The organism is Lactococcus sp. EKM203L (assembly GCF_011800585.1).
GTDB classification, from domain to species: domain Bacteria; phylum Bacillota; class Bacilli; order Lactobacillales; family Streptococcaceae; genus Lactococcus; species Lactococcus lactis.
Genome location: NZ_JAALEQ010000008.1, coordinates 19,220 through 45,258, shown reverse-complemented (window position 1 = coordinate 45,258; position 26,039 = coordinate 19,220). Strand labels below are relative to the sequence as shown.

At 34.0% G+C, this 26,039-nt stretch carries 22 protein-coding genes, 2 tRNA genes and 1 pseudogene; 17 read left to right on the top strand and 8 right to left on the bottom strand.

Translation table 11 applies throughout. The features are described from left to right. Nucleotides 1–20 precede the first annotated feature (20 nt). Both HFD15_RS11540 and HFD15_RS11535 read left to right on the top strand, forming a co-directional pair. On the top strand, nucleotides 21–812 hold the full coding sequence (locus HFD15_RS11540) for a hypothetical protein (RefSeq protein ID WP_029344028.1): 792 nt from the start codon (nucleotides 21–23) through the stop codon (nucleotides 810–812). Between the two features lie 53 nt (nucleotides 813–865). Further along, nucleotides 866–945, top strand: a tRNA-Ile gene (locus tag HFD15_RS11535). A 236-nt stretch (nucleotides 946–1,181) separates the two neighbouring features. On the opposite strand, the pseudogene HFD15_RS14395 reads toward HFD15_RS11535, so the two are convergent. After that, nucleotides 1,182–1,364: pseudogene (locus HFD15_RS14395) on the bottom strand (site-specific integrase); the annotation flags it as partial. 356 nt (nucleotides 1,365–1,720) lie between these two features. Between HFD15_RS14395 and HFD15_RS11525 the strand changes: the two are divergent. The 6 genes from HFD15_RS11525 (at nucleotide 1,721) to HFD15_RS11500 (ending at nucleotide 5,810) form a co-directional block, all read left to right on the top strand. Next, nucleotides 1,721–2,251: a hypothetical protein gene (locus tag HFD15_RS11525; RefSeq protein WP_029344027.1), complete on the top strand. Its 531-nt coding sequence runs from the start codon at nucleotides 1,721–1,723 to the stop codon at nucleotides 2,249–2,251. A 1,675-nt stretch (nucleotides 2,252–3,926) separates the two neighbouring features. After that, nucleotides 3,927–4,016 (top strand) — tRNA-Ser (locus HFD15_RS11520). Nucleotides 4,017–4,219: 203 nt separating this feature from the next. Continuing rightward, nucleotides 4,220–4,621, top strand: coding sequence for an arsenate reductase (thioredoxin) (gene arsC, locus HFD15_RS11515; RefSeq protein WP_021722800.1), 402 nt, complete (start codon nucleotides 4,220–4,222; stop codon nucleotides 4,619–4,621). 29 nt (nucleotides 4,622–4,650) lie between these two features. After that, the gene (locus HFD15_RS11510; RefSeq protein WP_167593169.1) at nucleotides 4,651–4,812 is read left to right on the top strand and encodes a hypothetical protein; all 162 of its coding nucleotides are present in this window, start codon (nucleotides 4,651–4,653) and stop codon (nucleotides 4,810–4,812) included. A gap of 119 nt (nucleotides 4,813–4,931) precedes the next feature. Beyond that, nucleotides 4,932–5,360 (top strand): universal stress protein, encoded by a 429-nt coding sequence (locus HFD15_RS11505; RefSeq protein ID WP_003130484.1) that lies wholly within the window; start codon nucleotides 4,932–4,934, stop codon nucleotides 5,358–5,360. A gap of 96 nt (nucleotides 5,361–5,456) precedes the next feature. Next, on the top strand, nucleotides 5,457–5,810 hold the full coding sequence (locus tag HFD15_RS11500; protein WP_058208024.1) for a DUF1304 domain-containing protein: 354 nt from the start codon (nucleotides 5,457–5,459) through the stop codon (nucleotides 5,808–5,810). 66 nt (nucleotides 5,811–5,876) lie between these two features. Here HFD15_RS11500 and HFD15_RS11495 read toward each other — a convergent pair whose 3' ends face one another. After that, the gene (locus HFD15_RS11495; RefSeq protein WP_058208023.1) at nucleotides 5,877–6,635 is read right to left on the bottom strand and encodes a TraX family protein; all 759 of its coding nucleotides are present in this window, start codon (nucleotides 6,633–6,635) and stop codon (nucleotides 5,877–5,879) included. A 308-nt stretch (nucleotides 6,636–6,943) separates the two neighbouring features. Beyond that, complete coding sequence (locus HFD15_RS11490) at nucleotides 6,944–7,372, bottom strand: TMEM175 family protein (protein ID WP_225210361.1); 429 nt, start codon at nucleotides 7,370–7,372, stop codon at nucleotides 6,944–6,946. A gap of 510 nt (nucleotides 7,373–7,882) precedes the next feature. On the opposite strand from HFD15_RS11490, the gene HFD15_RS11485 reads away from it, so the two are divergent. From HFD15_RS11485 to yoaB, 4 genes are all read left to right on the top strand, one after another. Then, a complete protein-coding gene (locus HFD15_RS11485; RefSeq protein ID WP_058208022.1) occupies nucleotides 7,883–8,737 on the top strand; it encodes a hypothetical protein in 855 nt (284 codons plus the stop codon). Between the two features lie 140 nt (nucleotides 8,738–8,877). Further along, nucleotides 8,878–9,447, top strand: coding sequence for a hypothetical protein (locus tag HFD15_RS11480; protein WP_167593168.1), 570 nt, complete (start codon nucleotides 8,878–8,880; stop codon nucleotides 9,445–9,447). Nucleotides 9,448–9,667: 220 nt separating this feature from the next. Further along, nucleotides 9,668–10,390 (top strand): epoxyqueuosine reductase QueH, encoded by a 723-nt coding sequence (locus HFD15_RS11475; RefSeq protein ID WP_167593167.1) that lies wholly within the window; start codon nucleotides 9,668–9,670, stop codon nucleotides 10,388–10,390. 258 nt (nucleotides 10,391–10,648) lie between these two features. After that, nucleotides 10,649–13,285, top strand: a complete 2,637-nt coding sequence (gene yoaB, locus HFD15_RS11470; RefSeq protein WP_058208019.1) for a cation-translocating P-type ATPase — start codon at nucleotides 10,649–10,651, stop codon at nucleotides 13,283–13,285. A gap of 41 nt (nucleotides 13,286–13,326) precedes the next feature. On the opposite strand, the gene HFD15_RS11465 is transcribed toward yoaB, so the two are convergent. Then, the gene (locus HFD15_RS11465) at nucleotides 13,327–13,956 is read right to left on the bottom strand and encodes a glycoside hydrolase family 73 protein (protein ID WP_012897981.1); all 630 of its coding nucleotides are present in this window, start codon (nucleotides 13,954–13,956) and stop codon (nucleotides 13,327–13,329) included. Nucleotides 13,957–14,138: 182 nt separating this feature from the next. Here HFD15_RS11465 and HFD15_RS11460 point away from each other — a divergent pair, with 182 nt between their 5' ends. From HFD15_RS11460 to HFD15_RS11450, 3 genes are all read left to right on the top strand, one after another. Next, nucleotides 14,139–14,612, top strand: coding sequence for a glutathione peroxidase (locus HFD15_RS11460; RefSeq protein WP_023189147.1), 474 nt, complete (start codon nucleotides 14,139–14,141; stop codon nucleotides 14,610–14,612). 311 nt (nucleotides 14,613–14,923) lie between these two features. Further along, nucleotides 14,924–18,118: a carbamoyl-phosphate synthase large subunit gene (gene carB / locus HFD15_RS11455; RefSeq protein ID WP_058208018.1), complete on the top strand. Its 3,195-nt coding sequence runs from the start codon at nucleotides 14,924–14,926 to the stop codon at nucleotides 18,116–18,118. 434 nt (nucleotides 18,119–18,552) lie between these two features. Further along, entirely contained in the window at nucleotides 18,553–19,089 is a 537-nt protein-coding gene (locus HFD15_RS11450; protein ID WP_025017118.1) for an rRNA large subunit pseudouridine synthase E, read from the top strand. A gap of 29 nt (nucleotides 19,090–19,118) precedes the next feature. Here HFD15_RS11450 and HFD15_RS11445 read toward each other — a convergent pair whose 3' ends face one another. The 4 genes from HFD15_RS11445 to HFD15_RS11430 form a co-directional block, all read right to left on the bottom strand. Next, nucleotides 19,119–19,904 carry a TPM domain-containing protein gene (locus HFD15_RS11445; protein WP_057720879.1) on the bottom strand — a complete coding sequence of 262 codons (786 nt, stop codon included), beginning with the start codon at nucleotides 19,902–19,904 and terminating at the stop codon, nucleotides 19,119–19,121. After that, a complete protein-coding gene (locus HFD15_RS11440; protein WP_058208017.1) occupies nucleotides 19,901–21,040 on the bottom strand; it encodes a hypothetical protein in 1,140 nt (379 codons plus the stop codon). The genes HFD15_RS11445 and HFD15_RS11440 overlap by 4 nt, the downstream gene beginning before the upstream one ends. A gap of 159 nt (nucleotides 21,041–21,199) precedes the next feature. Further along, on the bottom strand, nucleotides 21,200–22,411 hold the full coding sequence (locus HFD15_RS11435) for an SPFH domain-containing protein (RefSeq protein WP_029344016.1): 1,212 nt from the start codon (nucleotides 22,409–22,411) through the stop codon (nucleotides 21,200–21,202). 166 nt (nucleotides 22,412–22,577) lie between these two features. Continuing rightward, on the bottom strand, nucleotides 22,578–23,516 hold the full coding sequence (locus tag HFD15_RS11430; RefSeq protein WP_058208016.1) for an acetylxylan esterase: 939 nt from the start codon (nucleotides 23,514–23,516) through the stop codon (nucleotides 22,578–22,580). Nucleotides 23,517–23,615: 99 nt separating this feature from the next. Here HFD15_RS11430 and HFD15_RS11425 point away from each other — a divergent pair, with 99 nt between their 5' ends. Beyond that, nucleotides 23,616–24,533: a 1,4-beta-xylanase gene (locus tag HFD15_RS11425; protein ID WP_167593166.1), complete on the top strand. Its 918-nt coding sequence runs from the start codon at nucleotides 23,616–23,618 to the stop codon at nucleotides 24,531–24,533. A gap of 114 nt (nucleotides 24,534–24,647) precedes the next feature. Continuing rightward, complete coding sequence (locus HFD15_RS11420; protein ID WP_029344014.1) at nucleotides 24,648–25,967, top strand: ABC transporter substrate-binding protein; 1,320 nt, start codon at nucleotides 24,648–24,650, stop codon at nucleotides 25,965–25,967. Nucleotides 25,968–26,039: the final 72 nt, after the last annotated feature.

Here is a 26,039-nt window from a genome sequence, read left to right as displayed (position 1 = left end):
AAATTAAAGGAGAAATATTTATGAAAAAGCTTGCAATTACAATAATTTCCCTGTTATTACTTTTGACGTTGGGAGCATGTAACTCAAAAAAATCAAATACAAGCAATAGTTCTAAAGCGGGGACATCATCAAAAATTACGAAAAGAAGTACACAAGGTGAGAATTCTACTCAATCCAGCAGTTCACATCAAAGCCATTCCACACAATCATCGCAACAAAGCAAAATAGTTGATACAAAAAATCTATCTGACTTGCAATTCAAACAATGGATTGCAATGTATGAAGGAGAGCATCCTCTTGATAGTAGACCAGAAAGAATTATTATTAAAAGGAACGATGCTGGTGAAAGAATTGCAAGAACTGACATTACACAAGGTCATCTTGATTCAAGGGATTATTTTGCAATAGATAATAATGGTTTTTTAAAAAGTCTAGACTTTGCAAATTATCCAGACTTAAAGGTATCTTCAAAAAATTTTCCTATAATCAATCATAAAAAATTAAATGAAAAAGAAGTATTATACTGGGTAGTAGCTGTTCAAGATGCACTTTTTGAGAGTGAAGGTATCAATCCAATAATAGATATATTTTATGATGTAAATGTTCATTTAGAAAATAACATTGTTTATGCGGATATTTTTAAAATAGATTACTCAGATAATCCAAATGGTGGTGTAGCAATTGCAAATAAAACTAAAATTAATGAGTTCATGGTTAATGCTGATGGAGATTTAGAGATGATGGATAAAAATGATAGTTCTAAATACACAATTATTTCCAAAATATTTATGGACACATCAATGATTAAATAAAGTAAATAGTATTAATTTTTTTCATAAGTTATTTTGAAAAATTAAAAATCTCTGTTTATTTAGTAGTTAGCTCAGTTGGTCAAACTAACGGCTCATAACCGTTCGGTCGCTGGTTCGAGTCCAGCAAGAACCATAAAATAAAAGGAGAGTGGGTAAAGAAGGGGTAAATCTTGTATGTTCTTTTATATCAATGTTTGAAAAACTCCCCTCGCCTCCATTGAATGGATTTTATAGAATCCAAAAGTATTAGTAATCGTTCAATAGAGCGGTTTTTGTTTTTTGAAAATAGTTGTAGATAGTTAAAATACAAAAAAAGGCAGACCCAAAAGCAGACCCAAAAAATATAAAAAACTAGCTATTTTTAGCTAGTTAAAAGTCAATGTATGCAGAGAATTTATCTCGATATTATCTTTAGTGAATTCTGTGATATGCGTATAAACATTCATAGTAGTTTTTTAATCATCTATATTAAACTTGTTTAAAAGTCATACCTGAATCAAATAGTAAGCTAGCATGGATGTGTCTAAATGCGTCAATTCTGATAGGTTCAATGTTTTTTCTTTGAATATCTTAAACCGAAATTTGATGAATTAAAACAAATGGAAAAGATTACTTTAAAAGTAACGAGTATAGTTTTTATCGTGATATTATTTTGGTTCTTATAAAAAAAATCTATAAAGAATTTATTCAAAAGAAATTCTTTCAGAAATACTTCCAAGCACCACCTGTGGTGCTTTTTATGTACGGCTTTTGAGTCTTTGTATTGGTTTGGTTACGAAATGGGTTTGTTTTTGTAATGCTTAGCTTAAAGTGATATACTCTAATCGTTGAATTATTAAAGGACTCACAATATTTTTGAGGATTCTTGTTTTATTTATATATATAAATGTGATGTCTAGGAGGATATTATGAAAAAAATAGGTTTAGTAATTTTAGCAGCAATGGCATTTATAATGGGAGGGGTTATTAATGCACACCAAGTTTCTGCAGATACAGATCCACTTCACGAAAGATTATATAGAGTTTATAATCCAAATTCAGGTGAACATTTACTTACACCTGCTGGTTGGGAGATTCTAACTTTAGAAAAAGCGGGATGGAAATCTGAAGGAGTCGCATTTTATATCCCATTAACTGAACCTCCATACTCAGGATATCCAGTTGTGCAACGTTTATATAACCCCAATGCAGGTGACCACCATTATACAACAAGTGATTTTGAAGCTGCTAGCCTTGTTTCTATTGGGTGGAATAATGATGGAACAGCATTTAGATTCCCAGTTGCTAAAGCGAATACTGGAGTCCCTGTTTATCGTCTTTATAATCCAAATGCAAAAGTAGGTTCGCATCACTTTACAATGAGCTCTTTTGAAAGAGATTCTTTGATAAAAGCCGGCTGGAAAAATGAAGGAATAGCATTTAACGCTTATACTAAATAAAAAAATTATTAAAAATAACCCTGACTTTGGTCAGGGTTTTATTTTATTTTTTTTATAACAATGTGGCGAAAGCAATAACTAATATTCAAATGATTGTGCAAGTTAAGTTATCTAGCGATTTATTAGATATCATCGTGTAAACAAAAAGTACGATAATAATTGGGCTTATACTTGCTATAATCAAATATAGCTGCTGTACTTCACCAATATTTCTGTGCAGTTTATTCCGTGTTACCTATGAAATACACTAATTCATATTAAAACAACAATAAATAAGTAATAATGAACAGATAAAATTATACCTACAAAGTTTGATTTAATCTAAATAAAATTAAAATTCTGAATATAATGTCAGTCATCTGCTGCCATTTTTATTTTTATAATCGACCATTTTACTTGAAAATATCTATACAACTTCATATAATTGAATTATCTATACACCAATTTCTGTCTTATAAAGTAATTTATTCTATAAGTTTTTTATTCTATAAGATATTTCAGTGTGTAGCAAGACCTTTAAATTAATTAGACGTCTTTTTATTATTCATTAAGAAAAGAAGTGTGTAATGAATTTATTCCAGTCGCCTATCACTTTAGACGCTTTTTTATAAAAAAACCGCTAGAATTTTAAAAACTAGTGGAATTGATGTGTACCAGATCTTTTAAGTTAAAAATAAATCATGATTTCTATATTTTAGAATGGTACATTATAATTCTATCAATTTTAGCTTAAACGAATAATAAGTTTTATAAAATTAGTATGATATGATACATCTTCTTAGACACTATTTCTAATTTATTGATTGAGATTTTTTAAGCATTGTAATTACAAAATAATTGGAATTATAAGAAGGATAGGGAAATTCAAATACTAGTCATCAAAATATAAATTTAGTTCACAATATATTGATGAAGAAAATAAAAAACCTCTACTAGACAACAAATAGTAGAAGAAATTATTTCAAAATTGGCCGGATTCTGATTATAAAAAGATAATGTGTAAATAGCAAATATAGTCAATAAAATAGTTTTCTTTGGCCATGATTATTATAACACTAGATAAAATATTTTGTCGTTAACAAAAGCTAACAAAAAAACTTAAACTTACTAAGAATGAGAGGCCAGTAAATGAGTAACAATAAAACTAACTCGACTAGCTTTATTAAACTAAAAAATATTTTAGCACTAATATTATTACCTATTATTAACTAATAATAGCATTCCTTACGCTCATAATTTGATATTAGGGTTCCACATTGAACGAATGATAAACTTAAAACAAGAAATTTTCTCGATTAGTAAAAACTGGTTCATGGGAAAAGCTGATATGATAGAAGAGGAGCCTAAGAATTTGATAGTAAAAATTTACAGAGTATTAGATAAATATATTAAAAACTCCTCATTACAACAAGGAGTTTTATTTTTTTGAATTAAATATATCTTTAATCACAAAATTTAGAAGTAGCTATTTTATGCTGGAAGATTATTTACTGCATATTGAGCTTCTTTAGCCGTAAATTTTCGCCAGCTGCAGAATATTAGCTAAAGATTTACCGATTGAAAATAGGAAGTCAAAAGATTTTTATGTACAGATAAAATTTCTTTGTATGTATTGGGTGCCTAATTGGTTTGTTTTTGTAACAATAGATAAAAACGATATACTTTATTAATCAATGGAGGATTACCCAAGCCTGGCTGAAGGGAACGGTCTTGAAAACCGTCAGGCGTGTAAAAGCGTGCGTGGGTTCGAATCCCACATCCTCCTTAGACAGCCAATGTATATTGGTTATCTTATCCATCATCTTCCTATATGAAGATTTCTTTAAATGGCCCGCCAATGGTGGGTTTTTCATGTTATTATTGCCCCTCGCCTTCTCATCGTTGAAAGGTGGAATAGTCAACTGTCAACTAAGAGAAAAAATATAAATTATTATATAATATGTTAATAAAAATAAGTGGAGTATTATTATGAAAAAAGTATATTTTCTTTGTACAGGTAACTCTTGTCGTTCTCAAATTGCCGAAGGTTATGGACATAAAAATTTGGAAGGGTGGGAGGTTCGGTCCGCAGGGATAGAAACGCATGGTTTAAATCCCCGTGCAGTTAAAGTAATGGCAGAAGAGGGAATAGATATTTCTTCTCAGAAATCTGAGCTAATTGATTTAGATTATTTTAATGAATGTGATTTGATAATTACTTTATGTGGAGATGCTCTTGATAAATGTCCGATGATTCCTAAAGGAGTTAATCACGAACACTGGGACTTACAAGACCCTGCTTGTGCGATAGGGACAGAAACAGAAATTTTGGCTGAGTTTAGAAAAACAAGAGATTTAATAAAAGAAAAAGTTAAAATGATTGAAAAATGATTTATTTTATCTATTAAAAAGGAGTAAAAATGAAGTATAAAATCGGACAATTAGTAAATTTACCAGAAACAAGATATAAAGGAATTATCGGTACAGTAATCGCTGAAAACAAAGCAGGAATCTTAGTTAGGTTTAACGGAAGTCAACAATTGTATTTTAAAGAAAAAGAACTTAAAGCATATAAAAAATAAATAAGTTTTAACTGATTTCGGTCAGTTTTTTATTTTCATTTATTATATAATGTTTATCGCTTTCATTTTGTTAGTGATAGTATTATAATAAAATTATAAGAATAGGTGGAGGTATTATTATGGCGAAACAGTATAAAAAAATATTAGTTCCTGTCGATGGTTCTGACCAAGCTTATAATGCGGTTCGAGAAGGAGTAATGTTAGCACAATGGTCTGAAGCAGAGTTAATTGTATTGACCGTTAAAGATTTAGTGCGATATTATGGCATTGCTAACTATGGTATTGTTGAGACTCCAGGATTGGATAAGTTGGCAAATGATATTTTACTCAAAGTAGGCTCTATTATTCCAGCAGAATCTAAATTCAAAACGCAAATTTTATCGGGTTCTCCAAAACGAGAAATTGTTCAATATGCTAAGGAAAACGATATTGATTTAATTGTCATGGGGGCAACAGGAGCAGGAGCGTTTGATAGATTACTTGCAGGATCTACGACGAATTATGTTGTCAATCATGCACCTTGTGGTGTAACTATCGTTCAAGGATAAGAATCAGTTTATAATAAAAAGACCTATCATTAGTGATAGTTCTTTTTATTTTTTATATCTAATTTATACTGATATAATCTAGGTGAGGAGAAATTTATGATATCACTTATTTTAATAATTATTGTAGGAGTAGAGCATTTATTGTTTGGATTTATTGAGATGTTTGGAGGAACAAAGTTGCAAGCTGACGCTTTTGGTTTTGATGAATCTGAATTAAAAAATAAGACATTACAGGTTGCGCTCTCCAACCAAGGGATTTATAACCTTGGTTTTGGTTTGATGATTATAGTACTAGCCATAATGAATGCAGCTACTTCCGTTTTTATTATTGCGATGCTTTTTGTCATCTTAGTTGGAATCTATGGTGCTTTGACAGTGACGAAAAAAATATTATTTGTCCAAGCTTTACCGGCACTTGTAACTTTAATAGTTCTTTTGCTATCGCTTTGAACCTAAAATTAACTTCTTTAAGAATAAAAAAACGCTGCGATTAGCGTTTTTTTATTTCAAATTTATTTAGTGGTTTAGTAAGTGACCAATAATAAATAAAATCCAGATATGAATTGGATAAAAACCATAGAAAAAATATTTTTCAAAGGCTGAAGAGCGACCACCCTTTTTGCCATTGTATAGGTAAATAAAAGGAAGAACGGTGATGATTAGGAATTCTGGGTTAAGAGAAATACTTTGCCAAAGCGACATGGAAGTGTCAAAAGAAAAGGCCTGTAGAAGAAATAAGATTGATAAAAGTAGTGTACCAATATAAAGAATCCAATCTTTTCCACTTTTACGTGATGCGTACATTAAATATGGAAGGATTAGAGCAACTAAACTTGCTTCTGTAAATATTGAAAGAGCTGAAACGAAAATGAGCGGAAAAATCAGCAATATTTTCTTCTTTTCTATAATAGTATCAAGGAGCCATACAGCACCAAAACCACAGGCTAAACTCAGAAAGATATTTGGATTAAGGATAGTAAAAAAGCTTATGGAGACATTCATGAGATAATGTATGACTAAATTTCCGAGAGCCATGAATGCTCCAGCAATTAGAAGGCGTGTTAGATATTTTTTTCGATTTCGGGTATAAAAGAACCCTTCAATCATTAGAAAAAAGAAGAGAGGAGAGACGAATCGGGATGCCATATCTAAGATAGAAAAATCGGGTATCCCAGGAAGTCCTAGAAGAACTTCTAGGTAAATATGGTCAAGTAGCATGAAGATGATTGCTACTATTTTAAGTTGATAGCCAGATAAACCAAAACGTTGTTTCAAAAAAGTACCTCACAAAAATATATTTTACTTATCTATTTTAATATGGAAAATAGAAGGTATAACTTACGTTTATGTAAGGTCAGTTTTGAGGAAATACTCATTTATATTTCAGAAATAAATTGTTTGGAGTCAAGAAATCTATAAATCGCAAAACGGTAATAAAAAAAGCGTTGTTTAGACGCTTAATCAAAATTGCTATGTCTTCCCCAATTTATTGCCATTAAGATAGTCACTATTGGCAGAGCGTACAACCAAACAAGTGATATCAGAGCTCCAGGTAGTAAAAAGACTAGAAAGATTTTAATTCTTTACAGATTTCTCTTTCGAAGAGTAGCACTCCCATTGTATTGTTTATAAATTATTTGACTGAGAACAATCAAACTAATCCAAGGAATTAAATAGGTTGAAACATAGGCTAAACTTGCAGTCAAAGAGTTTGGATGTTCTGCGTGTGCAACAGTTGAAAAGGGAAAGAGACAAACAATAAGTAGAATCCAATGATTAGACCAGAGAATTAACTCATCAATTTTATTTGATTTGATAAATGTCATTACATGGTGCAGTGAGTTCCAAATGGAAGCAAGAGCAACAAAAGTAGTGACATAAATAAGGAGCATAAGTAATACATTGGGTGAAAAAAGATTTCCGTCTTCTGGGACTTTAAATTCTAAAACTGTTAGGGTCATTACTACGGCAAATATTCCGTCAGTAAGCGCCTCTATTCTGCTTTTATTCATACTTATAATTATAGCAAAAAAAGCTAATAAACTCTGTTATAGAAAGAGCTTATTAGCTTTTTATTAATATCTTATATAGGTGTTGTTAGTTGAATCACGAGTGACTAGATAGAAAGACCCATCTGGCAAAACTTGATAAAGTCCCACTGTTCCACTTCCACCACTTGCAAGTATTTTATTGGAAATTACACTAATTATGCAAGTATCTCCATCTTTATCAGGAAGGAAACTATAGTTTTCTGCGTCTGCACCAAAGAAAGCTTTAAAATAGGTGAGTACAGATGATTCTGTAAAGTTATTTGGATCTAATTTGGCTATAAACGTGATGTGCTATTAGTGTCAATTATACGAATGTCATTAATTTTATTTGCTTCATTATTAAAATTAAAGATAATTTTCCTTGATTGAATTCATAAGTTTGGCTAAATGGAGCAGATTCTGTTTTAGATTATGAAAAGAATACAAAGAAATATATCTAAATAATAGATATTTAGATTAATTTAAGCTAGAATGATTTTAGGAGGAGTATCAGATGAAAAAGTTAACAAAAGGCAATTTGCTGCTATTGGAGCGGTGGCAGTTTTACTTATTGGTGGAGTAAGCTTTGCATTAGTAAAACATAATGAAACTGGTGGAGTAAAGACAAATGCTTCAAGTTTAAAAAGTAGCTCAAAAAAGGAAATGACTTCAAAAACTAGTGAAATAAAAGAAAGTCAGAAAAGTTCAAGCAGCCAAACATCAAGTAGCAGTCAAGAAGAAACAACTCAAAGTCAGTTGAGTGTGGATACAAAAAATTTAACTGAAAATCAATTTGAGCAATGGGTAGCAATCACGCAGAGCAATCAAATGCAAGATACTCATCCTCTTCGAATTACTGTTTCTAAAAGTGATAATAATTTGTATCAAGCAAAAATAGATTATACTGCGACACAAATTGATTCCGTTAACTCTTATAAAGTTAATAGCTCAGGAGAACTTGAAGCGATTGACTTTGAACATTATCCGGGAATGAAAGTTGTATCACAAAGTTTTCCAGAAATTAAACAGAATCAATTAACAACGAATCAAATAAATATGTGGGTAGTAGCTGTTCAAGATGTTTTATTTGAACAAAAGGGGTTGAAACCTGGGATTGATGTGATTTATGATTTAGAAACGGCTACTGATGGTAGTATCGCAAATGTGAAGGCTTTTAAAATCGATTATACACCTTCCGCTAATGGGGGTGCCGATAATGCTAACAAAACATTAATTAACGAATTTAGAATTAATTCTGATGGTAATTTAGAGATTAAAGAGGTAAATTGTGAGACTGGTTACAGAATTATATCTAAAGTTTATATGGATACTTCCATGGTTCAATAAATGACAGTTTTTAAAATGATCTAAACAATTTTTGATCTTATCAGGAATTTGTTTAAGGTCATTTTTTTATGAAAATCATTCAAAAGTTTGAGAATCATTTTGAATTTTATAATATAATATAGAATGCAGAAGGAGTATTTATGTTAAAAATTGGATCTTATATCCTATTATTTTATTTGACTTTTAGGTTATCAAAACATTCGTTCGAATTTGAAAAAATTAGCAGGCTTGAATTAATTATTTTGCCTTTGTATTCAACGCTGATGTTTTTTATCACGATGACTTGGGGTGAAGAAAATATAATGGTGGCTATTATATTACTCTTTTTATCATTTTTGGTGGGATGGCTGCAAGCTTCAAAAGTTGAATTTAAAGATGAGGGAAAAGAGGATAAATATCAACGTCCGATTGTTTTGATGAAAAAGAATTGGTCTTATATAATTGGTTGGGGTATTTTGTTTTTATTAATAATTGGTGCTCATTTTTATTCAAATTCACACATGGAAGTGGAAGAAGTAGTGACGGAATTCTGGAAAGAAATAGTTAAAGAAATTTCAATATTTGCTAGATTTAATGCTAAAGATGGTTGGGAAACTTGTTTAATAACAGGGGTTTCAAGTTTAACTTTTACGGCTTTTATAAAAAGTAAAAATAAAAAATTGGAAAAAAGTTTAGCGAGAAAAAGAAAAAATAGTTCTTTTAGTGAGTAGATATTTTTGTGATTAACAAAAGTTACCAATAAATGGTATTGAAAGCGAACTCGAAAATGGGTAGAATTATCTTATCCAATATCTCTTAGATTTTTCAAATTTCCAAGAATTTGATTTAACAGATATAATAACCAATAGTGACCTCTTGAAAGAGGTCATTTTTTATTTCAAAATGTGATATAATAATTGACAGAAATAGAGAGAATTTAAGGATATAATGATGGAAAATAGTTTAAATATCATTGAAAAAATGAATCCTAATCAAAAAATAAATTATGATCGTGTTTTTCAAAAAGTTCGTGAAAGTTGGGAAAGAGATTCTGTTCGTCCCAAAATTTTGCTTCATTCTTGTTGTGCCCCTTGTAGTACTTATTCATTAGAATACCTTACGCAATCAGCCGATGTGACGATTTATTTTGCTAATTCAAATATTCATCCGTCAACTGAATATACAAGAAGAAAAATGGTTCAAGAACAATTTGTAAAAGATTTTAATGAACGGACAGGAAATAATGTTCAATTTATTGCTGCCGAATATGAACCAAATTTCTTTTTACAAATGGTTCGTCAAAAACATTTAGAAAATGAACCTGAGGGTGGGAAACGTTGCACCTCTTGTTTTGAAATGCGATTGGATATAGTTGCTGAGAAGGCTTTAGAACTTGGTTTTGATTATTTTGGTAGTGCTTTGACTTTATCACCAAAGAAGAATAGCCAATTAATTAATGAAATTGGTCTTGATATTCAAAAGATTTATGATGTGAATTATCTTCCAAGTGATTTTAAGAAGAATAATGGTTATAAACGTTCAGTAGAGATGTGTAAAGAATACGATGTTTATCGTCAATGTTATTGTGGATGTATTTTTGCGGCTAAAGCACAAGGGATTGATTTAAAAGAACAGAATCGAGAAGCTATTAAATTTATTAGAAATCAATCATAATCATAGATTTGTATTTAAAAAATAAGAAAATAACTTGACAAAAAAGCCCATTTTTAATAAAATGAGGGTAACTTAAATATTCCAAAGGGGAGTAGCGTCGGTAAGACCGAAACAAAGTCGTCAATTCGTGAGATTCTCACCGGCTTTGTTGACATACTTATGTATGTTTAGCAAGACCTTTGCCAGTTTTGATATCTGGCAGAGGTCTTTTTTTGTAAAACCTCTCATGATATCAGTTAGAAATAAAGGAGAATCATTATGCAGCCTTACAATCAATCCGTCAATGAAGTTTTAGAGGAAACTAAAAGTCAATTCGAAGGTTTGAGCCCAAAAGAAGTTGAAAATCGTCAAGCTAAAGATGGTTTCAATGAATTGAAAGAAAAGAAAAAAACTTCAACTTGGGAACTTTTTATTGATACTTTGAAAGACCCAATGGTTATCATCTTACTTTTAGTTGCTTTTGTCCAACTTTTCTTGGGGGAATTTGTTGAATCACTTGTTATTTTCATTGTTTTGATGATTAATTCAGTGGTTGCGGTCGTGCAAACCAAACGAGCAGAAAGTTCTTTAGATGCTTTGAGACAGATGTCGGCACCCTCAGCTAAAGTTTTACGTAATGGAGAGAAAACATCAATTCCTGCGCGTGAGCTTGTTGTTGGCGATATTGTTTCACTTGAGGCCGGTGATTTTATTCCAGCAGATGGACGTTTAATTGATGTTCAAAACTTACGTGTCGAAGAAGGAATGCTGACAGGTGAGTCTGAACCGGTTGAAAAATTTTCAGATGTCATTGAGGGAGAAGTTGCACTTGGTGACCGCAAGAATATGGTCTTCAGTTCAAGTCTTGTTGTTTATGGACGAGCAGATTTTCTTGTAACAGCAATTGCTGAGCAAACCGAGATTGGTAAAATTGCTCAAATGTTGGAAACTGCGGAAGCTAAACAAACGCCACTTCAACAAAAATTGGAAAAATTTGGGAAACAATTAGGTTGGGCAATTTTAGCGCTCTGTGCTTTAATTTTTGCTGTTCAAATTTTGAGACTCTTTACGACAAATCAAACGGCTGATATGCAAAAGGCTGTTCTTGATTCATTCATGTTTGCAGTTGCGGTTGCGGTTGCTGCAATTCCTGAAGCTCTTTCATCTGTTGTTACAATCGTTTTATCTGTTGGAACAAATAAAATGGCAAAACAGCATGCGATTATGCGTAATTTGCCAGCTGTAGAAACATTGGGTTCAACTTCAGTCATTTGTACTGACAAAACCGGAACTTTGACTCAAAACAAAATGACCGTTGTTGATTCTTTCTTGCCAACGCAAGGCAGTAAAGAACTGACAGATTTAACACAGGCAGACCAAAAATTGTTACTTAATGCAATGGTGCTTTGTAATGATTCATCATTTTCACAAGAAGGTCAGCTACTTGGTGACCCTACTGAAGTGGCTTTAATTGCTTACAGTGATAAAATCGGTTATCCATATCAAGATTTAAGAGAAAAATCACCACGTCTGGCTGAATTTCCATTTGATTCAGAACGTAAATTGATGAGTACAATCAATGATTTTGAAGGTCAGAAAACAATTTTTGTTAAAGGTGGCCCAGATGTACTCTTTAATCGCTGTAATCAAGTTTTCTTGGATGGAAAAGTGCAAGAATTTACTCCTGAATTGAAAGAGAAATTTCAAGCTCAAAATGAAGCTTTCAGTCAAAAAGCGCTTCGTGTATTAGCTTATGCTTACAAACCTGTCAGTGATAATAAGACTGAACTCACACTTACTGACGAAAATGATTTGATTCTGATTGGTCTGTCAGCAATGATTGACCCACCTCGTGAGGCTGTTTATGATTCTATTGCTGAAGCAAAAAAAGCCGGCATTAAAACGATTATGATTACGGGTGACCACAAAACGACAGCACAAGCCATTGCCAAAGATATTGGTTTGATGAACGAAGGAGATATGGCGCTCACTGGTCAAGAACTTGACGCACTGACTGAGGATGAACTTCGTGAAAATTTAGAAAAGATTTCGGTTTATGCTCGTGTGTCTCCTGAAAATAAAATTCGGATTGTTCGTGCTTGGCAAAATGAGCATCAAGTAACCGCGATGACTGGTGATGGTGTAAATGATGCTCCAGCCCTGAAACAAGCTAATATTGGGATTGCAATGGGTTCAGGAACAGATGTAGCAAAAGATGCGTCAAGTATGATTTTGACTGATGATAATTTCGTATCAATTGTTTCTGCTGTATCAATTGGTCGTGTGGTTTATGATAATATCAAAAAATCAATTAGTTACCTTTTCTCTGGAAACTTAGGAGCGATTATTGCGATTGTCTTTGCTTTGGTCGTGGGCTGGGTCAATCCATTCACTGCTTTGCAACTTTTATTTATTAACTTGGTCAATGACTCTGTCCCAGCAATTGCCTTAGGGATGGAAAAAGCAGAACCAGATGTTATGGAAAAAGCTCCTCGTCAGTTAAATGAAGGAATCTTTGCCAATGGGTTAATGCGGGTTATTTTGATTCGGGGTTCATTGATTGGGATTGCGGCGATTATTTCACAATATGTTGGACAAAAAACATCACCTGAAATGGGTGTGGCTATGGCCTTTACAACTTTGATTTTGGCACGTACTTTGCAAACTTTTGCTGCACGTTCAAATTCACAAAATATTTTAAAACTTGGTTTTACAACGAATAAGTACGTTTTGATGGCTGTGACTTTCTGTCTTGCTTTATACAGCTTGACTACTCTTCCATTCCTCAGAGAAATTTTCTCAATTCCAGCTGCTTTTGGTTGGTCTCAATGGATTGTAGCAGCAGGGCTTGCCGTAATTGCTGTAATCGGTATGGAAATTCTCAAGTCAATTAAAGGCGTTTTTGAAAAACATTAAAATTTTAAAAAAAATCACTGACAAAAATCTGTCAGTGATTTTTAAATACTTGAACTTTTATCATATTGATTTAAATGATAAGTTTCAATCATATTGATAAGTTTGTCAGCATAAGTGGGGTCTGTTGCATAGCCAGAATTTTGAACGGCTTTAGCAGCAGTTTTATAATCAGTTGCACTAAGAACCGAAGCGTATTGTTTAGAATTCCAAGTTGTTCCGTAAAGGAAAAGCTGGGTGTGTGCCGAAACTGAGTCAGCAAAATTTGGATAAACACGGAAAACACCTTGGACAGTGACCCACTGACCATTTTCATATTCTTGCGTAGCAAGCGAAACCTTTGGCACATCACCAGATGCTTTGACACCAAAAAGGTTATGATATTTGCTTGCAAGTTCGCTTTTGCCAAAATTAGACTCAAGACAGGCCTGAGCGATGGTGATAGAAGCGAGTACCTGACTTTCTTTTTGTGATTTTTGAGCGAGTGGAGCAATTTCTTTGATGAATTTATGTTCATTAATTTCTTGAAGTTGTGCTTCAGACGGCTTTTGTGCTTGGTTATTAAAAATTTTATTATAGACTAAGATTCCTAAAATAACTAGGAAAATAAAGATGAGCTGTTTTAACAAGGATTGACGTCGATTTGGTTTTCTTCGTCGAGTTTTATATTTCATAAAAATAGTTTAACATAAAATTCAAGTTCTTGGCTTAAAAATCAATATTTGTTATACTAAAATTAGTTAAGAAGTAAGCGATAAAATTTCTGTCAGTAAAATTTTACTGACAGCCATAAATTTTTACTGACAGAATCGGTATTGTCAATAAATAATTAAATAAAAGTCATGGAGGCAATCAAATGAATTTTTATGATTTTAGTGCCGTTAAAATGAACGGCGAAACTGTTTCAATGTCTAATTTTAAAGGCAAAGTTGTAATTGTGGTCAACACTGCAAGTAAATGTGGCTTTACACCGCAATTTGAAGGACTTGAAAAGTTGTATGAAAACTATAAAGACCAAGGATTGGAAATTTTAGGTTTTCCCTGTAATCAATTTGCTAATCAAGACGCTGGCGAAAATTCGGAGATCAATGAATTTTGTCAGTTAAATTATGGAGTCACTTTCCCCATGTTTCAAAAAATTAAAGTCAATGGTAAAGAAGCACATCCCCTTTATCAATTTTTGAAAAAAGAAGCAAAAGGGGCACTTAGCGGGACCATTAAATGGAATTTCACAAAATTTTTAATTGACCGAGAAGGAAATGTTATTGAACGTTTTGCGCCAAAAACGGAACCTAAAGAAATGGAAGAAGAAATCCAAAAATTACTTTAATTAATTTCTTAAGGAAAAGTGTTTTAAAACTTGTAAAAGCTCAATTATTTTGCTAAACTAATAAACAATAAAACTTTTAATCTAGTCCAGAGAGGCTAGCAAGGTTGTGAACAAGAAATATTATCCTTAAAAGTTACTGACAGAACTGTCAGTAAGTTGCTAAGGCATTTTAGGACACATCTGCTAGGTTTCTGGCAGATGTTTTTGCTTTATTTATGACATTTTAATGTTGAAAATAAAGTGCGCAAGGAGCGAAGCGGGTTGTGAATCATTTGCAACGAAGTTATGCTTTACTACAAAGGAGAAAACAAATGCCAAAACGCAATGATATCAAAAAAATCATGATTATCGGTTCTGGACCAATCATTATTGGTCAAGCCGCAGAATTTGATTATGCAGGAACACAAGCCTGTCTTGCACTTAAAGAAGAAGGCTACGAAGTTGTTTTAGTCAATTCAAATCCGGCAACAATCATGACTGACAGAGAAATAGCTGACACTGTCTATATTGAACCAATTACTTTAGAGTTTGTCAGTAAAATTTTGCGTAAGGAACGTCCTGATGCCTTATTGCCAACACTTGGTGGACAAACAGGACTTAACATGGCAATGGAATTATCCAAAATAGGAATTCTTGAAGAGCTTAATGTTGAACTTCTTGGAACAAAATTAAGCGCCATTGACCAAGCAGAAGACCGTGAGCTCTTTAAAGAATTATGTGAAAGAATTGGTGAGCCACTCTGTGCCAGTGATATTGCAACAACGGTTGATGAAGCAGTTGAAATAGCTGACAAAATTGGTTATCCTATCATCGTCCGTCCAGCATTTACCATGGGTGGAACAGGTGGAGGAATTTGTGATACCGAAGAAGAACTTCGTGAGATTGTGGCAAATGGACTAAAACTTTCTCCAGTAACACAATGCCTAATTGAAGAATCAATTGCTGGTTATAAAGAAATCGAATATGAAGTTATGCGTGATTCTGCTGACAATGCGATTGTTGTCTGCAATATGGAAAATTTTGACCCAGTTGGAGTTCACACAGGTGACTCAATCGTTTTCGCACCAAGCCAAACGCTCTCAGATAACGAATATCAAATGCTTCGTGACGCTTCACTAAATATTATTCGTGCCCTAAAAATTGAAGGGGGATGTAATGTTCAACTTGCCCTTGACCCATATTCTTATGAATATCGAGTAATCGAAGTTAACCCACGGGTAAGTCGTTCATCAGCCTTAGCCTCTAAAGCAACAGGATATCCAATTGCAAAAATGTCTGCTAAAATTGCGATTGGGATGACGTTAGATGAAATCATTAATCCAGTCACTAATAAAACTTATGCCATGTTTGAACCAGCACTTGACTACGTTGTAGCAAAAATAGCTCGCTTCCCATTTGATAAATTTGAAAATGGTGACCGCCACCTAGGAACACAAATGAAAGCAACAGGCGAAGTCATGGCAATTGGACGTAACATCGAAGAAAGTCTACTAAAAGCTGTACGCTCACTTGAAATTGGTGTTTTTCATAATGATTTACAAGAAGCACAAGAAGCAGATGATGAAATCCTCTATGAAAAAATGGTTAAAACACAAGATGACCGACTTTTCTATGTTTCAGAAGCGATTCGTCGTGGAATTCCGATTGAAGAAATTGCTGATTTAACCAAGATTGATATTTTCTTTCTTGATAAATTACTCCATATCGTCGAAATTGAAGACCAATTAAAAGTAAATATATTTGAACCAGAACTCTTAAAAACGGCTAAGAAAAATGGATTTTCTGACCGTCAGATTGCCAAATTATGGAACGTTAGTCCAGAAGAAGTAAGACGTCGTAGACAAGAAAATCAAATTATTCCAGTTTACAAAATGGTTGATACTTGCGCGGCTGAATTTGAAAGCTCAACACCTTACTTCTATTCAACTTATGAATGGGAAAATGAATCTAAACGTTCAAGCAAAGAGAAAATAATTGTACTCGGCTCAGGTCCCATCCGAATTGGACAAGGAGTTGAATTTGATTATGCGACAGTTCACTGTGTAAAAGCACTTCAAGCCCTTGGAAAAGAAGCAATTGTCATCAACTCTAATCCAGAAACCGTTTCGACAGATTTCTCAATTTCAGATAAGCTCTATTTTGAACCACTAACTTTTGAAGATGTGATGAATATCATTGACTTAGAACAACCAGAAGGCGTGATTGTTCAATTTGGCGGACAAACAGCTATCAATTTAGCGGAACCTCTCTCTAAAGCTGGCGTTAAAATTTTAGGAACACAAGTTGAAGATTTAGACCGTGCTGAGGACAGAGATTTATTTGAAAAAGCATTACAAGATTTAGAGATTCCACAACCACCAGGAGCTACAGCAACAAATGAAGAAGAAGCTGTTGCTAACGCCAATAAAATTGGTTATCCAGTCCTTATTCGCCCATCTTTTGTTTTAGGCGGTCGAGCAATGGAAATCATTAATAATGAAAAAGACCTGCGTGATTACATGAATCGTGCGGTAAAAGCTTCACCTGAACATCCAGTACTCGTTGATTCTTATTTACAAGGACGTGAATGTGAAGTCGATGCAATCTGTGATGGCACGGAAGTTCTTCTTCCAGGAATTATGGAACATATTGAACGAGCAGGGGTTCACTCAGGTGACTCAATGGCTGTCTATCCACCACAAACTTTTTCACAAGAAATTATTGATACAATTGTTGATTACACTAAACGATTAGCAATTGGTTTGAACTGCATCGGAATGATGAACATTCAATTTGTTATTTTTGAAGAACAAGTTTATGTCATTGAGGTAAATCCACGCGCGTCACGGACTGTTCCCTTTTTATCTAAAGTGACAAACATTCCAATGGCACAATTGGCGACACAAATGATTTTAGGGAAAAACTTGAAGGATTTAGGCTACACAGAGGGCTTAGCAGAAACTCCTGATATGGTTCACGTGAAAGCACCAGTCTTTAGCTTTACAAAACTAGCAAAAGTTGACAGTTTACTTGGTCCAGAAATGAAATCAACAGGTGAAGCAATGGGTTCAGATGTGACCCTTGAAAAAGCACTTTATAAATCATTTGAAGCCGCTAAACTGCACATGGCAGATTATGGTTCGGTCTTATTCACAGTTGCTGATGAAGATAAAGAAGAAACGCTAGCACTTGCTAAAGATTTCGCAGAAATAGGTTATTCATTAGTTGCAACTCAAGGAACTGCTGCATTCTTTAAGGAAAATGGACTTTATGTCCGTGAAGTTGAAAAACTAGCTGGTGGAGAAGATGAAGAAGGAACATTAGTTGAAGATATCCGTCATGGACGCGTTCAAGCAGTTGTGAATACAATGGGAAATACTCGTGCCTCATTAACAACGGCTACCGATGGTTTCCGTATTCGTCAAGAAGCAATTAGTCGCGGTATTCCACTTTTCACATCACTAGATACTGTTGCTGCAATTTTAAAAGTGATGCAAAGTCGTAGCTTTACAACTAAAAATATTTAATAAATAAAAAGTTTCAAAATTTAATTTGTCTATAACAAAACCATTATAAGAAAGAATGTTCTAAGGATTACTATCCCTGAACAAGGATATTATTAGTCGTCAGTTTATTACTACTTGTCTTATTTTCATTATTTTGTTATGGAAACATAAAAAACTCAAAAAGAGAAGAAACGAATGCTTAGTAAAAAACTTCCTTTTACTCTAAAATAAAAAACTTTCATTTTAAACGGGAGTTTTTTATTATTTTATTAGGGGCTTATACTAATATTAAATATTCTAATATTTTATTCTATTATTGGTCTTAAAGCAGTAAATCAATTAAAATTCCTCCACCAGTCTTAGCTATGACTCTGTTTGTAAGCTAATAATAATTTTTTTTGGTAAAATAATTAATAGAAATAGATTTGAGAAAGATGAACTTTTGCAAAAAAATTATGATTATATTATTTAATAAACCTTATGATGTACTAACAAAATTTACTGACGGAGAGGGTCGGAAAACTTTAAAAGATTATATTAAAATACCAAATGTTTATGCTGCTGGAAGATTGGATAAAGATAGTGAAGGTCTACTTTTACTGACAGATGATGGAAAGCTCAATCATTTACTGACAGACCCAAAATCAAAATCTTACAAGACTTATTTGGTTCAAGTAGAGGGAGAATTTTCGTCAGAAGCAGCGCAAAAGTTGCAAAAAGGTCTTCTATTAAAAGATGGAAAAACATTGCCTGCTAAAGTAAAATTAATTGATGAACCTGATTGGCTTTGGGAACGAACTCCACCAATTCGTGAACGAAAGGCAATTCCGACAAGCTGGGTTGAAATTTCAATCAAAGAAGGAAAAAATCGGCAAATTAGAAGAATGACGGCAGCGGTTGGTTTCCCAACGCTTCGATTAATTCGTTGGTCAATTGGTCAATATTCACTGGGAAATCTAAAATCTGGGGAATATAAAATTATTCAAAAATAAAAAGGAATCATTTTGTGATTCCTTTTTATTTAGAAAGAACGTCCGCCACCAGAACCGTCACTGAAATTATTGTTATCAGAAGAAGGACGAGGGATAATTCTTGTAGTTATAAATGTATTGACTAAAATATCTTCACGTTGATGGAGTTCTAAATTACCATTTCGACCGTAATCATAGCGCCATACGGCATGAGCGTCTTTCATTTGATAACGACGATAGATGGTCCAAACGAAGCCACCAGCTGCAATCAAAGAAATGATAAGAGCAATCAAAATTGATAAGGGTTGAAAGCTGCGATGGAAAGTTACAGCTCCTGTTTCGGAATTGATAGAATACTTTCTTGATGTTGGAATTCCTGCTTGGTAATATTTAGAAACTTGGTCAAAAAATCCACTGACAGCCTGATAATAATTATTGTCAGTCAATTCGGGTTGGACAATGTCTAAGGTTTTTTCAATTCGACTTGAAGGCAGGTAGTATTTAAGATTTCCTGTTGCCCAAATATAAACTTTACGTAAGTTCATATTAATGACCAAAACGACACCGTTGTTTTTAGCGCCTACTTTATCAGCTAGATAAGTTTTTGCCATTTGACTAGCAGGGGTAGAGCTATCTGTCGTGACAACATAGACACCCGCTTTTGTTTCATTGGCCAATTTCTGAGCTTCTTGTTCAAGGAGGGTTACATTTCCACCTAAAAGTTGAAGATTATCTTCAAGACCTGACGAGAACGTCGCCGCTGATGTTTTTGGTGCAATGAGTAAAAAGAAGAAGCTTAAGAAAAATAAAGAAAGAATGACTAATTTTTTTCTCATGATAGCAAATACCCCACAATAATTCCAAGAAGAAGCACTAGAATAAAGATTCCAATGGCAACTGTCCAAAGTTTTTTCTTATCAATGGGTAGAAGTCCGGCTACTTTACCAGTTTGACCATTCATCGCGTAATAAAAGAGACGGTCATTGCCAGCTTCTTTATAAGTAACCAGCCAGATTGGGAGTAAAACGTAATCTTCATCGATATTTTTAATCTGCTGATTACTTTGTAAATTACTGACAGAAGTATAACCGACAATTGTTGATTCCATTAATCCGTCAGCATATTGACGAAATTCCCGCTCAACATTTTCTTTCATATCAGGGAATTCAATATCTCGTTTTTCAGTTAAAAAGCCAGAAAGATATTGATTTTTAAAAGGAATAGCAGCAGTCATATCAAAAGGCTGAACGGCGCCAACCATCTTGTCTGACAGATTTTTTTTCAAGGCATTTTTGATTAAATCCTTAAATTTTGTCTCTCCACCCCGCTGAATCTCATATTGAGAATGCTCAGTGTACTCGGTATCGCCAACTATCCAAACGCGTAAATTGGTGGCTTGCGCCGAAATACCGCCAGATAATTCAGCATCAACAGCCCAATAGGGGAAATAAACGCCTGACAGATTTTGAATTTGTTTTTTGTCAAAAAAGGCCTTGGGAACAAATTTTTTCTTGCCAACCCAGTCTAAAAATTGTTCTTCAGCCGCTTTTCTCTCAATTTGAAAAGGGAGAATTTTTTCGGGAAGAAATTTACCAGATAATCGCTCGGTCAGAACAACTGGATTATGACAATAATAGCACCAAGTTGAAGCAGTTGTCGCATCAGTGACAATTTCTGCACCACAAGATGGACAGAGAAATAGTCCGATTTCTTCATCAGTGTTTTCGTCAGCTCTTTTTTCGTCGCTGTCAGTAATTTTTTCCTTTTCGTCAGTCGTTTCAGCGTTACTGACAGAGCTGATAGGACTGTCAGTAACTTTTGCTGCCTCTTGCTTGGCCTCGAAATCAGAAACTTCTTGTTCCGTAAATGTTGAACCACAATATTCACAGTGAAATTTTTGATTTTTGGGTTCAAAAAGCAGTGGACCTCCACAATTGGGACATTTATGTGTAAGAACTTGGCTTTCGCTCATCGTTACTCCTTACTTTTAAGTTATGAAACCTGCTTATTTAGCAGGGGAAATTCAGTTAGAAACTAAAAGAATTTTCATCAGAAATAAATTCTTAAAAATACGCAAAGACAAGCAGCCCTAATTTAGAACTACTTTATCTTAAATCATTATTTACATGTCTTAGAGCGCTTTGGCAACAAAAGGCTTACCACATTCAGGACAGAATTTAGGAACACCATTCGCCAAATTAACGACTGCTCCACACTCGTTACAAGCCATATTTAATTCAGGCATATCAGGAGTTGCTGAGGGTTTCGCTTGCCCACAATTTGAACAGAACTTACCGGTATTTTTAGTATTACACTCAGGACAAGTCCAAGTATCGGCCTTGTTCTCTGCTTGGGCTTGCATTTGAGCTTGGTTAGTTTGTGAAAAACCAGCTAGATTTTGTCCACCCATATTCATTCCCATAAAGGCATTTGTCGCACCACCAGTGTTTGAACCAGCGGCTTCAAGACCACGAGCAACAGCTCCTTGGACAAAACCTTCACGGATAGAAGGGTCACCAAGCATTGCGCCTTGATTACGCATGTTAATCAATTTTTGACTGTCATCAGTGTAAGAAATGCTAGCGACAGCAACAGAAACAATTTCCATTCCTCGCAACTGTTTCCAGTCTTCATCAAGAACAGAGGCCATGTATTTGCTGAGCTCCATACTTTTTGAAGTTAAGAATGAAACCCGTTCGCCCTGAGCAGAATATTGATTAATTGATGTATTTAAAGCCGTTAAAAATTCAGCCAAATATTGGTCATTAATTTCTTGAATTTCGACATGATCAGCATTTTTAGGAATGACGTTTGCGTAAAAAGCAAGAGGATCGGTGATTTTTATTGAATAAGTTCCATGTGTGCGCAAGAAAAGTTCCGCATTATAAAAATTATCAAAGTATTGTAGAGGTGTTGCTGTTCCAAATTTAATGCCTTTAATTTCTTGAAGATTGACATAATAAACTTCTTGTTTTTGAGGAGTTGTTCCACCAAATTTGAAACGGAAGAAGCTTTCTTGAATTGAATCACGCAAATCACCATTAAAAAGACTTGGCGCAGTGTCGTTTTTGACAGTATAATATCCAGGTTCAGCGGTGTAATCAATAATTTTACCACCATCCACAAGAATCATCATCATGTTTTCATAAACGTGAACGATAGAACCGTCAGTAATTACGTCTTCGGTTCCTTTACGATTAGAACCACGTTTTGCATCTTTTCTTACTTTAATTCCCTTAGTGAAAACCGTTTGGTCTGACATTTCATTTGGCTCAATGACCTCAAGCCATTGGTCAGCCAACGCCCCACCGAGTGAACCTGTTGCAGCTTTAATAATTCCCATGTATTCTTTTACAAACAAATTCAATTCAAAACAAAATTTTAGAGAATGAATTTGCCTTCCTTTCCTTTAGTGAATAGCTCAGCTATTTGACTTAATTATATCAAATTTCTCTGACGAAACCTATCAATTATTTGAAAATTTACTAAAATCAGACTAAAGTCGGAATTTATTGATTCTCTCTTAACCAGTCGCTAATTTTAGGAAGATATTCATGGCCGTATTCAGGTAAGACATAGAGAGATTTTTTACTTTGTATTTTATTGTAAGCCGCCATTTGCGTAATCGGAGGAACAACAGTATCTTTGCCGCCTAGAATCCAAATGACCTCAGCCTTAATTCTTGGTGCTAAATTTTGAATATCAATGTATTCCAACTGATTAAAAAACCAGTCTTCTTTTAGATGAAGTGGATCTTTAAACTGAAACCAATATGGAAGTTCTTCGAAAGCAGATGCCTCGGCACCAAGCTCATAAGCTTTGCGATAATCTGAAAGAAAGGGGTAAGTGGCAGTCACCTTTTTTATAAGAGGAGAAAGTGCGGCGCAAGCAACGGCAAGCGCTCCACCTTGAGAAGCACCTTGTGCACTTATATTTGTTTCATCAACAAAATCAAACTCGGATAAAATTTTGGTTGCAGTTATTAAGTCCATAAATTGGCGAACGTAATAGAGATTTTCATACCCTTCATCAATTCCTCGAACAATGAGTCCCTTCATTGTCATCCCCATAGTTTGAATATTATCTTGACTTAAACCACCTTGTCCTCGACAATCAAGCGCAAGAACTACATTCCCTTCGGCAACTATCCCTATTTTATCGACCCAATCCCCACTATCGCAATGATAACCATGAAATTGTAAGATGGCTGGGTATTTCTCTTTCAAATTCTTGGGAACAATTAACTGAGCATGAATTTTAGCTCCATCAATAGCTGTAAACCACAAATGATAAAAGTTAACTACCTTAGAAGAAAGATTTTTTTCTATTAATTCAAATTCAAATTGATGATTTGAAACCAAATTAATTTTTTCATCCCAAAATTTATCAAAATCCTCTGGTTTAAGTGAACTTCCTTGATAATCTTGCCAATTGTTTATTTTTGTCATAATACTCTCCGATTTATTCTTGCAATTCTTTTTGAGAAGGTTTACAATTGTTCTGTTTATGATAAGTATATACTTTTGTAAAAGGAAAGGCAAGAAAAAATGAAAGCAGCAAGTTTTGGATACTATGCTAAATCAGGAGAGTTAAATAATGACTATGCCCAGTGGTCTATGAAAACTCTAAAAGAACGAACAAATATAAATACGATTGTTTTAACCATCGTAGCTGAACAAGCAAATGCTCACGCAACAAGCATTAATTGGCAGACCATGCCACCAAAAGACGAGGAAGTAAAAGCGACAATTCGCTATGCTCAAAGTCTGGGACTAGACGTCATTTTAAAACCAATGATTAATTGTACTGATGGCACTTGGCGAGCTTATATTAATTTTTTTGATATTGATGTCGTCTGTGAACCAAAATGGTCAGATTGGTTTGCAGTTTATACTGAATTTCAGCTTCATTATGCTAAAATAGCTCAAGAATGTGAAGCTACAATGTTTGTAGTAGGCTGTGAGCTCGTTAGTTCAGACCATCGAGAAAAAGAATGGCGGAAGTTGATTGACGATGTTCGTGAGATTTATAAAGGTTTGATTACTTATAATTGTGACAAATACCAAGAAAATCATTTGACTTGGTGGGATGCAGTTGACGTCATTTCAAGTTCTGGATATTATCCCTTTGATCAATGGGATAAAGAGCTAAGGCGAATCGAAAAAGTCATAAAAAAATATGATAAACCATTTTTCTTCTGTGAAGCAGGTGCTCCCAGTATTGATGGTGGAGATTTATTGCCAAATGATTGGACCATCAAAGGAGAAGTAAATCTTGAAGCTCAAACTCGGTATTATAAAGGAATGCTCACCGCTTGTGCCAAGGTAGATTTTGTCTTAGGTTTTGGTCTCTGGGATTGGAAAGCTCAAGTTTATTCTGAGGATCAGGCAAGATTTGACAAAGATTATGCTTTTTACAACAAACCAGCTGAAAAATTAATCAAAGATTATTATGATAAACCTTAATGAACGTATAGTGTAATAAAATCAAAAAAAGTGTTGACAAAAATATTTTAAAAGTATATACTTATTCCATAAAATAAAAACGCTTACAAAAAAGCGGATAAGGAGAAAATCATCATGAAAAAACGGTATATTTTTGGTTCACTCGCTATTACGGGTTTGGCAGCACTAACGCTTGCAGCTTGCGGTAGCAAAACCTCCTCGTCGGGGACTGGAAAGAATATCAAGGCAACCATTACCTTTGTTAACCAAAAAACTGACATGCACTCCAATGGAATGTGGAAAAAGTATATTGCTGAGTTTAATAAAGAATACCCTAACATCACTATTAAAGAACAAGCCTTAAATAACTATGACCAAACAGAGCAAACACGGATGTCATCGAAAAATTTTGGTGATGTCGTTGCGATTCCAGCAGCAGTTGCACCAAAAGACTATCCTAATTTCTTTAGCTCACTAGGTAAAACCAAGGATTTAGAAAAGAAATATACTAGTCTACAAGACCGTACTTACAAAGGAGAACAATACGGACTTCCTTCAGAAGTCAATGCAAATGGTTTTGTCGTTAATTGGAATGTTTTCAAAAAAGCTGGTATTGATAAATGGCCCACGACTACGGATGAATTTATCCAAGATTTAAAAACAATTAAAGCAAAATTACCTGATGTTACTCCTTTGTACACCAACTATGCTTGTGGTTGGGCATTAGTTGATTGGGACTTCCAACGTTCATCAGTAGCTGGAGATCCAAACTTTGATTTAGCGCTTGCCAAAACAGATAAACCTTTCACAGAAGGCCAGCCCATGTATACTATTTACAATACACTTTACACCGCTGCTAAAGATGGCTTGATTAATCATGATCCAACGACAGATGATTGGAATACTTCAGTTTCGCAAATGGCTAAAAATAAAGTTGCAGTGATGATGCTTGCGACATGGGCTGTTCCTCAAGTTCAATCTCAAATGTCATCAAATAAAGATGCGATTAACGTTGAACCCTTCCCACAAACCGCTCCTGATGGAAAAACTTATATGCTTGTTGGTGGCGACTATAACTGGGGAGTTAATAAAAACAGTAAAAATCAAGAAGCCGCTAAGGATTGGGTTAATTGGCTGGTAGATAAATCTGATTTCGCTAAAGATAATGGTGGAATGACAGCTATGAAAAATCAACCTTACCCAACAGATTTAAATGATGCTAAGAAAAATGGAGTCGTATTCTTTGAAGCAGGTTCTACACCAGCAGATAAAGCAGACTTATTCTCAAATATTAATAATGGTTCGCAAGTTGGAATTGGTACAACTCAAACTGTTAAACAACAAATTATTGATTCAGGAGTTGGCTCATCTAAGAAGTCTTTTGCCTCTATTATGGATGGATTAAATACTGCTTGGTCACAAAATGTAAAACAATATAATCCGGATAAAAAGTAGAAAATTTCATAATTTAAATATATTTTTAGAAAAAAGAAAGGTGCTGGGTTGGAAATTTATTTTCCAACCTTT